At 30.5% G+C, this 12,560-nt stretch carries 16 protein-coding genes and 1 pseudogene; 16 read left to right on the top strand and 1 reads right to left on the bottom strand.

Annotation, left to right across the window (positions count from 1 at the left end; all coding sequences use genetic code 11):
* Positions 1 to 14 precede the first annotated feature (14 nt).
* The 9 genes and pseudogenes from deoC to ACJAX4_RS02550 form a co-directional block, all read left to right on the top strand.
* Positions 15 to 683, top strand: coding sequence for a deoxyribose-phosphate aldolase (deoC, locus tag ACJAX4_RS02590; protein ID WP_435787896.1), 669 nt, complete (start codon positions 15 to 17; stop codon positions 681 to 683).
* 36 nt (positions 684 to 719) lie between these two features.
* A complete protein-coding gene (locus ACJAX4_RS02585) occupies positions 720 to 2,045 on the top strand; it encodes a pyrimidine-nucleoside phosphorylase (RefSeq protein WP_435787895.1) in 1,326 nt (441 codons plus the stop codon).
* 159 nt (positions 2,046 to 2,204) lie between these two features.
* Positions 2,205 to 2,894, top strand: coding sequence for a response regulator transcription factor (locus ACJAX4_RS02580; protein ID WP_435787894.1), 690 nt, complete (start codon positions 2,205 to 2,207; stop codon positions 2,892 to 2,894).
* Positions 2,887 to 3,414: a hypothetical protein gene (locus ACJAX4_RS02575; RefSeq protein WP_435787893.1), complete on the top strand. Its 528-nt coding sequence runs from the start codon at positions 2,887 to 2,889 to the stop codon at positions 3,412 to 3,414. Before ACJAX4_RS02580 ends, ACJAX4_RS02575 begins: the two co-directional genes overlap by 8 nt.
* A 41-nt stretch (positions 3,415 to 3,455) precedes the next feature.
* A complete protein-coding gene (locus tag ACJAX4_RS02570) occupies positions 3,456 to 4,352 on the top strand; it encodes a HAMP domain-containing sensor histidine kinase (RefSeq protein WP_435787892.1) in 897 nt (298 codons plus the stop codon).
* Positions 4,353 to 4,476: 124 nt separating this feature from the next.
* The gene (locus tag ACJAX4_RS02565; protein WP_435787891.1) at positions 4,477 to 4,758 is read left to right on the top strand and encodes a DUF503 domain-containing protein; all 282 of its coding nucleotides are present in this window, start codon (positions 4,477 to 4,479) and stop codon (positions 4,756 to 4,758) included.
* Between the two features lie 25 nt (positions 4,759 to 4,783).
* Positions 4,784 to 5,320, top strand: a complete 537-nt coding sequence (locus ACJAX4_RS02560) for a TDE2712 family protein (RefSeq protein WP_435787890.1) — start codon at positions 4,784 to 4,786, stop codon at positions 5,318 to 5,320.
* 90 nt (positions 5,321 to 5,410) lie between these two features.
* A complete protein-coding gene (locus ACJAX4_RS02555) occupies positions 5,411 to 5,554 on the top strand; it encodes a hypothetical protein (RefSeq protein ID WP_435787889.1) in 144 nt (47 codons plus the stop codon).
* Between the two features lie 10 nt (positions 5,555 to 5,564).
* Positions 5,565 to 5,981: pseudogene (locus ACJAX4_RS02550) on the top strand (MATE family efflux transporter); the annotation flags it as partial.
* A 90-nt stretch (positions 5,982 to 6,071) separates the two neighbouring features.
* On the opposite strand, the gene ACJAX4_RS02545 reads toward ACJAX4_RS02550, so the two are convergent.
* Positions 6,072 to 6,368, bottom strand: a complete 297-nt coding sequence (locus ACJAX4_RS02545; protein WP_435787888.1) for a hypothetical protein — start codon at positions 6,366 to 6,368, stop codon at positions 6,072 to 6,074.
* 181 nt (positions 6,369 to 6,549) lie between these two features.
* Here ACJAX4_RS02545 and murI point away from each other — a divergent pair, with 181 nt between their 5' ends.
* The 7 genes from murI to ACJAX4_RS02510 all read left to right on the top strand — a co-directional run bounded on the left by murI (position 6,550) and on the right by ACJAX4_RS02510 (position 12,505).
* Positions 6,550 to 7,332, top strand: a complete 783-nt coding sequence (murI, locus tag ACJAX4_RS02540) for a glutamate racemase (protein WP_435787887.1) — start codon at positions 6,550 to 6,552, stop codon at positions 7,330 to 7,332.
* 239 nt (positions 7,333 to 7,571) lie between these two features.
* The gene (locus ACJAX4_RS02535) at positions 7,572 to 8,012 is read left to right on the top strand and encodes a hypothetical protein (protein WP_435787886.1); all 441 of its coding nucleotides are present in this window, start codon (positions 7,572 to 7,574) and stop codon (positions 8,010 to 8,012) included.
* A 145-nt stretch (positions 8,013 to 8,157) separates the two neighbouring features.
* Positions 8,158 to 8,673 (top strand): peptidylprolyl isomerase, encoded by a 516-nt coding sequence (locus ACJAX4_RS02530; RefSeq protein ID WP_435787885.1) that lies wholly within the window; start codon positions 8,158 to 8,160, stop codon positions 8,671 to 8,673.
* Between the two features lie 68 nt (positions 8,674 to 8,741).
* Positions 8,742 to 9,119, top strand: coding sequence for a DUF3783 domain-containing protein (locus tag ACJAX4_RS02525; RefSeq protein ID WP_435787884.1), 378 nt, complete (start codon positions 8,742 to 8,744; stop codon positions 9,117 to 9,119).
* 114 nt (positions 9,120 to 9,233) lie between these two features.
* On the top strand, positions 9,234 to 9,899 hold the full coding sequence (locus ACJAX4_RS02520; RefSeq protein ID WP_435787883.1) for a S24 family peptidase: 666 nt from the start codon (positions 9,234 to 9,236) through the stop codon (positions 9,897 to 9,899).
* A gap of 110 nt (positions 9,900 to 10,009) precedes the next feature.
* Entirely contained in the window at positions 10,010 to 11,809 is a 1,800-nt protein-coding gene (locus tag ACJAX4_RS02515; protein ID WP_435787882.1) for a heme NO-binding domain-containing protein, read from the top strand.
* A 30-nt stretch (positions 11,810 to 11,839) separates the two neighbouring features.
* A complete protein-coding gene (locus ACJAX4_RS02510; RefSeq protein WP_435787881.1) occupies positions 11,840 to 12,505 on the top strand; it encodes a phosphatase PAP2 family protein in 666 nt (221 codons plus the stop codon).
* The last annotated feature ends 55 nt before the right edge of the window (positions 12,506 to 12,560 follow it).

The raw sequence follows: 12,560 nt of genomic DNA, 5'->3' as shown, positions 1-12,560 counted from the left end.
GGAGTAGATTAATTATGAAAATTGAGCAATATATTGACCATACACTATTGAAACAGCAGGCAAGTGAGGAAGATATTATAAAAGTTTGTGCAGAAGCTAAAGAATACGGATTCGCTTCAGTATGTGCTAATGCATATTATACAGCTCTTGTGTGCAAAGAGTTAAAAGGATCTAATGTGAAAACATGTATAGTTGTTGGATTCCCACTTGGAGCTACAACTAAAGAAGTGAAAGCATTTGAAACAAAACAAGCTATTGAAAATGGAGCACAGGAAATAGATATGGTAGTAAATGTTGGTGCTATAAAATCAAATAAATATGATGTAGTAAAACAAGATATCAAAGCAGTAGTTGAAGCTGCGAGCGGTAAAGCCTTAGTTAAAGTAATACTAGAAACATGTCTTTTAACTGATGACGAGAAAGTCAAAGTATGCGTAATATGTAAAGAAGCTAACGCAGATTTTGTGAAAACTTCAACAGGATTCTCAACAGGTGGAGCTACAGTTCATGATATAAAATTAATGAGGGAAACTGTAGGACCTAACATGGGAGTTAAAGCAGCTGGGGCAGTAAGAACAGATGAAGATGCAAAAGCTGTGATTGAAGCTGGCGCTACTAGAATTGGAGCTAGTAGTTCTATCGCAATAGTTAATGGAACTAAAGATTTAAATTCTGGTTATTAAGTTATAAAAATATATAAAAATTAGAGGTGAAATAACATGAGAATGTATGATTTAATAATGAAAAAAAGAGATGGCGGCGAGCTTACTACAGAAGAAATAAATTTTTTTATAGAAGGATATACAAGTGGTGCTATTCCAGATTATCAGGTTTCAGCGCTACTTATGGCTATTTATTTTAAAAAGATGAACAAGGGTGAAACAACGGATTTAACAATGGCAATGGTTAAAAGCGGTGAAACAATTGATTTATCTGCTATTGAGGGTATTAAAGTTGATAAACATAGTACTGGTGGTGTAGGGGATACAACTACACTTATACTTGGACCTATCGTTGCAGCAGCAGGAGTACCCGTTGCTAAAATGTCGGGAAGAGGGCTTGGACATACTGGTGGAACTATTGATAAATTAGAATCATTTGATGGTTTCTCAACTACTATGTCAATTGAACAGTTTATGCAAAACGTAAATTATGTTAAAATCGCAATAGGTGGTCAAACCGCTGATTTAGCACCAGCAGATAAAAAACTATACGCACTTCGTGATGTTACTGCAACGGTTGATAATATGTCTTTAATTGCAGGAAGCATAATGAGTAAAAAAATAGCGTCTGGTGCGGATGCTATAGTACTTGATGTAAAAACAGGCAGTGGTGCATTTATGAAAAGTGAGGATGATTCTTTTGAGCTTGCTAGGGAAATGGTTGATATAGGAAACAATGTTAGAAGAAACACTATTGGCGTAATAACTGATATGGACCAACCATTAGGCTTTGCAATTGGTAATGCACTAGAAGTAAAAGAAGCTATAGATACGTTAAAAGGTGAAGGCCCGGAAGACCTCACAGAACTTTGCTTAACTCTCGGAGCTCATATGCTTGTACTCGGGGAAAAAGCAAAGAATAGTAAAGAGGCAAGAGAAATACTTAAAGATATTATAAAATCAGGAAAAGGTCTCCAAAAATTAAGAGAACTTGTTGTAGCACAAGGCGGAAATCCAGCTTATGTAGATGATCCAACATTATTTCCATTGCCAGCCATTGTAGAGAAGGTTATATCAAATAAGGTTGGTTATGTAAAAGGAATAAAAGCTGATGATATTGGAAGAGCAGCGCTAGTTTTAGGTGCTGGACGTGAAACAAAAGAAAGTGTAATAGATTTGTCAGTAGGAATTGTTCTCCATAAGAAAATTGGAGATGTTGTGAAGATGGGCGAAGCTATTGCTACGATTTATGCTAGTGACGAAGATAAACAAAAGTTATCCGAAAAAATGATATTAGAGGCCTATGAAATAGTAAAAGAAGAAATAAAAGCTAAGCCATTAATTAAAGGTATTGTTACAAAAGATGGTATTATAAGATATTAATTAGATATTTTGCTTCTCCACTGTTTTTTAGTAGAGCGTGAAAAGTATATATTACTAATGCATTCATTTAGCATTAGTAATATATACTTTTTTCTTTTTTAAATTGTGATAAAGTGATGTTTTGGTTTACAATATATATAAGAAAAGGGGGGATACTGAGTGAACATTTTAATTGTAGAAGATGAGCAGGACATAAGAGAACTTTTAGAAATTCATTTATCAAAGGAGGGATATAATATATTTACAGCACAAGATGGTATGAAGGCTTTAGATATATTCCAAAATAAAGATATAGACATTGCTCTACTTGATGTTATGATTCCGAAGGTAGACGGGTTTAAGGTTCTTCAAAAGATTAGAGAAACTAGTGAAATACCCGTAATTTTTATAACCGCAAGAGAAGAAGAGGCAGATAAAATTCGTGGGCTTGGACTCGGCGCAGATGATTATGTAATAAAACCTTTTAGTCCTATTGAAATAACTGCAAGAGTTAAGGCTCAGTTACGACGGTATTATAAATACTCGAATAAAACACATAAAACTTGTATAATAGTTGGTGAACTGATGCTGGACAAAGAAAGCTGTTTTTTTTATAAAAACAATATAGAGCTAGCTTTAAATCCCAAAGAATATAGGCTACTTGAGTTTGTTTTAGAAAAACCAGGAAAGGTATATACGAAAAAGCAACTGTATGAGATAGTTTGGCAAAATCCGTATTATGGGGACTCTAACACTATAATGGTACATATAAGTCATATTAGAGAAAAAATTGAAACTGATCCTAAAAACCCTAAATACTTAAAGACCATAAGAGGCATAGGATATAAAATGGAGAATAACCATGATTAATAAAAATAAGCTTAAAAAAATAGCATCGCATTTTAAAAGCAAGAAAATGGCTACTCAATTATTCGGGAATTATATTTTATTTCTAGTTATTTTAGTGGGCATATTTATGCTAGCTATTGGGGCATTGTTGCTTTATATTTCTATTAATAATAAGGATTCACCTACAGTGAATACAACAGCAGATTATATTATAAGTAAAGATTATAAAGATATTAATGCACAAAACGTTATAAAGTACAAGGGATTTGTTGAAGTGCTTGACATAAATCTAGTTATTATTATGGAAGAGGGAAGTAAACATGAGGTAGGGTTTAAATATTCACTTCAATATTTTCATGATATGATTACCAATAATTTAAACGATGATTATTTTTATTCTAGTAAATATGGAACTAATAGAGACTTTATTTTAATTACAGCAATTCCTAACAATATTTATAATACTTATAGCTGGGGACTTCAACATATAGAACTTTTAAGAGAGGTAAGCAAAGCAAAAAAAACAGAATCACTTTTCTGAAAATATTGCCCTTTTTTATATTCATATTTTTGATATCAACAATGGTACTTTATTCTAAACTTACATCAAGGATTTTTGTTAAACCCCTAAAGAAACTTTTACAAGGAGTTAATACTTTAAAAAGTGGTGAATATTCGGCTCGGGTTGAAATTAACTCGCTAAATGAAATAGGCAAGTTAAGTGATGCTGTTAATTTAATGGCGGAAAAGATACAACAAGAAATCACTCTAAAGGAAAAATCAGAGCAAAACAGGAAAAGAATAATCCTTGATATATCTCATGATTTAAAAAACCCATTAACGAGTATATTAGGATATTCAGAATTTTTATTAGAAAATGATGATATTTCAAAGGAAGATAAAAATAAATTATTAAAGGTTATTAATAATAATAGTAAAAGGGCAAATGATTTAATTCAAGATATTTTTGAGTTTTCCCGTCTTGAAAGCGCGGAATATAAATTAGATATACGGAGTCATGATGTAGGTGAATTTTTAAGAGAACTTATAGCTGGATATATGCCTATGATGGAGCAAAATGGTGTGCATTATGATGTGGATATTACGGAAGATGAAGTAGAACTTCCATTTGATAGAAAAAACCTGGATAGAGCATTAAGTAACATTTTACTAAATAGTATTAAATATAACAGCGCAGGAATTACTATTAGAATAAAGCTTTTAATAGATGATGGCACAGCTTTGATTATTATTGAGGATGATGGAATAGGAATACCTGATGAGCTTCAAGAGAATATATTTGAACCGTTTGTTCGTGTAGATGCTACAAGAAACTCCAAAACTGGAGGTACAGGACTTGGCCTTGCAGTATCAAAGGCAATAATTGAAAAGCATGGAGGAAGTATATATTTAATGCAGAACTTAGATAAGGGGTGCAAATTTATAATCAAATTGAAGGAGAAGGAAGATTTATCCTAGTCTTAAACATTTGTATAAAGATATTCAAGAGATAACAGGATATCCAAAATGTTAATTTAAGTGTATTTGGGGTATAATTAAAGTTAGGGTTGTTATTTATAATAAGTGGAAAGGAAACAAGTTTATGATTATAGGTACAGGTAAAATATACTTATATGCAAATTGGGTTCATTCATTGAAAGAAAAAAGAATGATACTAAAAAGCACAGTAGCAAAGGTGAAAAACAAGTATAATGTTTCTATAGCTGAGGTAGAAAACCAGGATATGCATCAATCTATAGTAATTGGAATTGCTTGTGTTAGTAATGATACAAGACACGCTAATAGTATGATACAAAATGTATTGGACTTTATAGAGGACACCACAGAAGCTATTGTGGAAAAAGAAGAGATGGAACTATTATAGATTAAATATATTGGAGGCTAATAATATGATACAAAGAATCAAAGTAAATTTAGAGGCGGTAGAAGCTATGCACTATTTTTGGCAGGCTGCTAGCGAAAAAGACAATATTGCTGAAAAGTTTTTTTATGATGTGGCAGAAATGGATGCATTATCCTGCGCTTATGATGAAGAATTTAATGCAGAATCAGTTAGAAGAGCATTGAGCGCAATAAAGAATAGAGAACCTTTTGTTGGGAACAAGAAGGAGTTAAAATTTTGGAATAACAATATGTGGATGATGGAGGACTTAGAATATACAGACGCAATGATTCAGCCTGTAAAAAAACTTAATTTAGACAATATGGTAGAAAAATTAAAAAATTCTCTAAGTGAAAGTAAATATGATGAATTAGAGGTTATATTCTCACCACTACATTCAGATGAATATTTAATTATTGGCAACAAATTAATAATTAATTTCTTTAGAGTAAAGCCATATTTTGTAGAAGATAAAATATGTATCGCAGACAAAGAGATTAATGAATACATAGAAGAGAAGCTAAATTCATTGTTTAAAGCATAAAGGGGAAGAAAATTTGGATAGATCAAAACAATTAGGAGAAGAAAATATAGGTAAACTACTTATGAGGTTCTCTATCCCAGCAATTGCGGAATGTTAGTAAATGCGCTTTACAATATTGTAGATAGAATATTTATAGGACAAGTAGATACACTTGCCTTGTCAGGCGTTACAATTACATTTCCAATTTCAATTATAGTAACAACATTTGGACTTATATTTTTAGAACCCATTTAAGCATGCATTAAAGCTTGCCATAATTGCAGCTACAACTATTACTACGACGGGATTTATAATAATACAATTATTCCCCGAACAACTTATAAGCATATTCAGTAATGATCAAGCGTTAATAGAAGTTGGGGCCAGGGGAATTAAAATATATTTATTCATGCTTCCTGTAATAGGATTTCAAATAGTTAGTTCAAATTATTTTCAAGCTGTAGGTAAAGCTAAAATATCTATATTTTTAGGGCTGAGTAGACAGGTTATAATTCTTATACCATTATTATTTATTTTACCGAGATTTTTTGACTTAAATGGTATATGGGCGTCAGCACCAAGTTCAGACGTAATATCTTCAATTTTAACGGCTGTGTTCTTATTTGTAGAGATTAGACATTTAAATAAATTACATGACGAAGATAAGGACATAATTATATGAAATATATTTAAATAAACAACAGGTAAAACAGTGAGATTAATTCCAATATGTTGGAATTAATCTCACTGTTTTACACTGTATTTAAAGGGTTTATTTTTTTTCGTCACTCTTCTTAAGCTTTTTTTCTAAGTTTTTTATACGGGTTTCTATTTTTTTTAACGCATTACAATAATCTAATAGGGAATCGTCAATATAGTGACTTGATTTGAAAATGGTGTACAATTCTCTTCCCATATCTTTGTAGAGATCTTCCATACTGCTTTCTTCTGATCGGATTTTATATTTAATTTTGGATATTTCAAGGAAATCTTCAGACTTGTTTGAGAATTTTTCTAAACCATTATTTATTGAATCTTTAATTTTGGTGAAATCAGGTGCAGAAGGCATATAATCGCTCCTTTTAATATATAATTACTTAATATAGTTTTCTTTTTATGTTATAATTTATGGTAAGTAAATAGACTTAATAACATATTATTGAAGTTAACTTGTAAGCGTGACTAAGAGATAAAATATAGTTGTAGTAATATATATGTTTGATTATAAAATTTAGTATGGTGGTGATAAGGTGGATAATAAAGTAAAACCAATAGGATTTTTTGACTCTGGAGTGGGTGGAATAAGTGTGTTAAATGAATCGCTAATAGTACTGCCAAATGAGGATTTTGTTTATTTTGGTGATTCAATAAATGCTCCCTATGGAACTAAGGATGTAAATGAAGTTAAAAAATTAACTTTTAATGCAGTGGATTTTCTTTTAGATAAAGGTGTAAAGGCAATAGTAATTGCTTGTAATACCGCCACTAGTGCAGCAATAGACGCACTTAGGATTAATTATAAAGATATACCTATAATTGGTATAGAACCAGCGCTAAAGCCTGCTGTGAAAATCAGTAGGGGGAAAAGTATAATCATTATGGCCACTCCTATGACTTTAGCTGAAAAGAAGTTTAGTAACTTGATGCAAAAGTATAATAAGGAAGTGGATATAATATCCCTTCCATGTGCGGGATTAGTTGAACTCATAGAAAATGGAATTGTAGAGGGAGATCAAATTAACAGTTATTTAAAGGAAAAGCTAAAGGAGTATATGCATTTAGACATAGCATCTATAGTACTAGGATGCACTCACTATCCTTTTATTAAAAATGAGTTAATTAAAGTTGTGGGTGAAAAAACTGTTATAATCGATGGAAGTGTAGGTACGGTAAATCAATTAAAAAGGCAACTTACTAAAAACAATCTGTTAAATGAAAAGAGAACAAAAGGGATTGTATCGATATATAGTTCATCTATCAACAATAATATAATAGATTTAAGCTACAAATTGTTAAATAACTATAAACTATAAAGCATATATTAAGTAAGTTAAAGCAGTCTAAACCTAGTTTATTAGGTTTAGGCTGTTTTTTTGTATGTAGGGTTGACGTATTGGGTGTGTTACATAAAAAAGTTCATATAATTAATTATAGCAATATCATTGTTAGCAGAATACACTGAATTAGGTATTCTAAAAAAATAGACAGTATAATAATCAGCTATTTTTTTAGAAACTATGCGCAAAAAAAACACAGGAAATAAGGTGATTAAATGAGAGTATTTAAATTAAAAAAAAATGAGGAACATCACATATGGAATGATACATTTGACTTAAAAATTGAAGAGGCTAAAAAAATTAATTGTATAATAGTAAGCAATCCAGAGCAAAGTAATTGTTTATGTGTTATAAATCATCTGGTATGCAAATCGTTAGGCAATAAAAATATTGCTCACCTAATCATTGCAAATCAATATAGACAGTTGAATGATATAACCACCTTTGGTAGTATAAATGTTGGATACGAAAGTGATGGAGTAGAACAAAGTGATAATTTACTATTAGATATATTTGATATTGATAAAAATCAAGAGGTAGATATGCTGGAGGAAAATTTTTTAATAATACTTCCAGGAGGAAATATTCATATAAAATTTGATGAACCTCAAGAAAAAATGATTTTAGAAATGAGCATTAATCAGCAAGTTATTTAGTTCGTTACTAGTGAAAATGTCTAAAAAAATAATTAGTAGCAATACTAGTTATTTTTTTAGATAGTTAAATATACAATTTGCATATAAAAAATATAAAATGTGATATAATTTATATTAAATACATAATAAGAGGAGAGATAATTATATGAATCCAATAGTAACAATTAATATGGAAAATGGTAAAGTTATAAAAGCAGAATTATACCCAGAAGTAGCACCTAACACAGTGAATAATTTTATTAGCCTTATAAATAAGGGATTTTATAATGGAATCACTTTTCACAGAGTAATTCCAGGATTTATGATTCAAGGTGGCTGTCCTGAAGGAACAGGTGTGGGTGGACCGGGATATTCAATAAAAGGTGAGTTTACTTCTAACAAATTTAAAAATAATTTAAAGCATTCAACTGGTGTTTTATCAATGGCTAGATCTAGTGATTTAAATTCAGCAGGGAGTCAGTTTTTTCTTATGGTAGCTGATTCTAATCATTTAGATGGAAGCTATGCAGGATTTGGTAAAGTAACAGAAGGTATTGAGAATGCCTTAGAAATAGTTAAGACTGAAAGAGATTTTAGAGATAAACCACGAGAAGAACAAAAAATAGAAAGTATGACAGTTGATACTTTTGATGTCAAATACGATGAACCACAAAAAATGTAATATAGTCATTTAATCGTTCAGAAACATTGAATTTGAATAAATTTTTTAAGTTTAAAGGGGAAGATAGTATGAATTATATTAATGAAAAGCTTATCCTTGCATATGGACTAACCCAAGAGGAAGAGGGGAAACTTAATAGTGTACTGTTAAAGCAAAATATATTACCTTGCAAATTAATACAAAAAAATATGGGTAATGTAACAATTGAAGAAATATTGTGTGACTCAGAAATTAAAGAAAGTAAAATAGAATTACCCCTTGAAAAATTGATCCTATTTAACAATTATAAAGATACGGAACTATATGATCTAATTGATCATATAAAAGCAGTTAAAAGTTCTAGTACAATACTTGCAGCGGTAACACCAACATCTATAAAATGGACTGTGGGGTACCTATTAGAGCATTTGATAGAGGAACGAGAAGCATATAAAATAAAGAAATAACAAAATATGAATCTTCTGCGATATGCAGAAGATTCATATTTTATAGTAAAACATAAATAATAGTTGGAGTTATAGTATTCTTAAAATGAATATTAACAGGAAAGGCGGAGAGTTATGAGCAGAATAGGAGATAAGATTAAACAGATAAGAGAGTCAAAAGCAGTAAGTCAGAAAAACCTAGGTAAAAAAATTGGAGTTTCAGAAAGTTTTATTAATGATATCGAAATGGGTAAAAAAGTTATAAATGAAAAATTTATAGAAAAAATATCTAAAATTTTAGGCGAAGAAATTGGAGATACCTCTATAGCTTTTCAATCTGATGAGCGTGAAGAAGAAAGAAAACCAAAACTTGAAAGACCAAGCACGAAAAATGTTAGTGAAGTTTGGAATGACGCTTTTAGCTTGGTTTTAAAAGATGTTGGTATTTATAAATATGACCTAATTAAATCTATAGGCATAAAACAAATGCCAATAAAATCAAATAAAATAGCTGGATATGCTCAAGATAAAGTATTGTTTTTAGAGATAGAAAATGATGATATGCTTGGATTTAGAATTTGTAGTGGGGATATTGCTTTTGCTCATTTGACACACGAAATAGAAAATAATTCTATTTCACTTGTGGATTATAATGGAGAAAGAGTATTAAGACAGATAAAAAAATTGGATAGTAATAAAATGTTATTAATAAGTAATAAAGTTACACTCAGAACTGAGACAGTTAGTCATAAGGATATTACAGTGATTGCCAAACTAGACAGTGTTGAGTTCAAGTTATAATTATTTTAATAAAACACCATCCATGTTTATAGTATATAATAAATTTAGGGGCTATTAGTTATAATGCTAAATCAGCAATTTAAATGGTCCAAACTAGGGGGATTAACACGATGAAAGGTACAGTAGTAGCTACATGGATGAAAACTTGTAGAAAGCTTTATGGTGATAGTGTAGTTGATAACGCAATGGAATCGGTGGGATGGAATGCTCGTAAAATATTTTCACCAGTGGAGAACGTGGATGATGGACAAGTTAAAAATGTAATAGGGAGTATATCGAAAGATCAAAGCATACCTATTGAAAAACTGTGGAGGAATATTGGTAAGGATAATTTAATAGCATTTCATAGAGATTTTCCTGCGTTTTTTCAGACGGAAAATGTGTATTCGTTTTTAAAATCACTATTTGATATACACGTGGTAATGACAAAAAAGTTTGCTGGAGCTAAACCTCCACTAGTAGGTATAACACCTATTTCAAGCCGCGAGGCAATCTTTACTTATAAATCCGAGAGGGCAATGTTTGATTATTTTCTAGGACTTTTAGATGGAACTTGTGAGTACTTCAATGAAAAAATTGAAATTGAACAGGTAGAAAAAACTCCAAATAGTCTGAGCTTAAAACTCACATTTGAAAAAGATATTTATTATAAAAAAACATATAGAATAAACAAAATGCTATCTTTAGGGTTTATAAAGAAGGTACCTTTTAAAGTAGGAATGGTTACTTTTGTTATATCCGTCCTTTATGCTATGGCTGTAATGGCAGGGGGAAGTATCGTAAAGGCAACAGGGTTTGCTTTGATTTCTGGTGTAGCAGCAAGTCTTGCATCTTTTATAATGGGAAGACCGATGGCTCTTATTTCACAAACTATGGATCAAATAAATAGTAATAATTACGTTGAAGATGGAGATATAGTAACTGGGGATGAATATGAAGAGCTATACATAAAACTTAAACAATATAAAAAATTATTTAGAGCGGATTTTGTTGAGTTTAAAGGTGTAACTGATGAGATGGATACATTTGCTGAAAATATTAGTAAAATCTCGCATATAATGAACAATACCTCAGAAGATATATCTGGAGTAGTAGAGCAAATGGCGGACTGTTCCGTAAGCCAAGCAGAGAATACTGAAAATGCTGTTTTAATTTTAAATGATAATATTAGATCACTTAAGGATATTGTTAAAAACGAAAACAATAACAAAGATGAATTGGAAAAGGCTATTGTAAAGATAAATAATAGCTATGAAAGCGTTGATAGTACAAGTAAAAATATTCTTGGAACACTAGAGAAATTTCAAGAGGTTAAGGATAATGGTATTAGCCTAGAAACAAAGGCTCATGACATAACAAGTATAGTATCAATTGTGTCCCAAATTTCTGAACAAACAAATCTTCTGGCTCTAAACGCGTCTATTGAAGCTGCTCGTGCGGGTGAGCAAGGAAGGGGATTCGCTGTAGTTGCAGACGAGGTTAGAAAGCTTGCAGAACAATCAAAAGGTGCTGTGGAAGAAATCAATAGCAACCTAATCGAATTTGTTAAGGATATAAATACACTTGTTGATAAAATTGGTGATCAGTATAATATTCTTCAAAATGAAACAAAAGGTCTGGAAGATGTAAGGGATATAAGTTACGAGGCTACAATGTCTGTGAGAATAGTTTCCACGTCAATGATAAATACTATAAATGATTTAGACAGAGAAGCTGAATCTATTTCAAATATATATGAAACAATAGAATCTCTAGCTGCAATAGCGGAAGAGAATTCTGCATCTTCGGAAGAGGTAAGCGCAAGTGTTGGAAGTTATACTAGTGAAATAAAGAAACTTATTGATAGTATATATGAATTTAAAAAGATAACAAGTTCATTTAAAAATGAACTGAAAAAATATAAGATATAGCTTTAATTTAAGTTGTTAGGAGGGACACAAATGGAACAATTACAAAAGAAAGTATTTGCTAATGAATGGAAGGAAATTATGAAACGTGGATTGTGGGGACTAAGCATACCATTAATAAGTATGACCTATCCAATACTAAATCAATATAGGGGAAATACGAATTCTGTATTTACATTTGTGGATAGCTTTATACCTTTTAATAAAATTTTCATATTACCTTATTTATCTTGGTATGTATTTATTGCAATTTTTACTGCTATTTTGTGTGTATTAGATAAAGAAAGGTATTTTAAACTACTTATAACTATAAATATAGGCATGGTTACATGCTATGTAATATATTTCTTTTATCCAACATATGTTCCAAGGCCGGTAATAACAGGTAGTGATTTTTTAAGCAATTTAGTATTGAATTTATATGCTGCGGATAATCCTTATAACGCTTTTCCAAGTATTCATGTTTTGAATTCCGCATTAATTGCTTTTTACATTTATAAATCTGAAAAGGTTTATAAATTGACTAAGGTAATTTGTATTATTATGTCCTCGTCTATAATTATATCTACTATGCTTATAAAGCAACATTATTTTGCTGATGTAGCTTCAGGTATGATATTCGCTTGGATATTATATTTTTCATTTAAAAATATAAATTTTAATTTTCATAAAGAGGAATCCACCACATATTTAGAATGACTATTATCTTTAAAACCCCCATGATTTTATATATCATGGGGGTTTTTCACTGCTA

This window comes from Clostridium sp. (assembly GCF_051278035.1).
In the GTDB taxonomy this organism is placed as follows: Bacteria; Bacillota; Clostridia; order Clostridiales; family Clostridiaceae; genus Clostridium_AD.
This window is presented reverse-complemented; position numbering and strand designations above follow the sequence as displayed.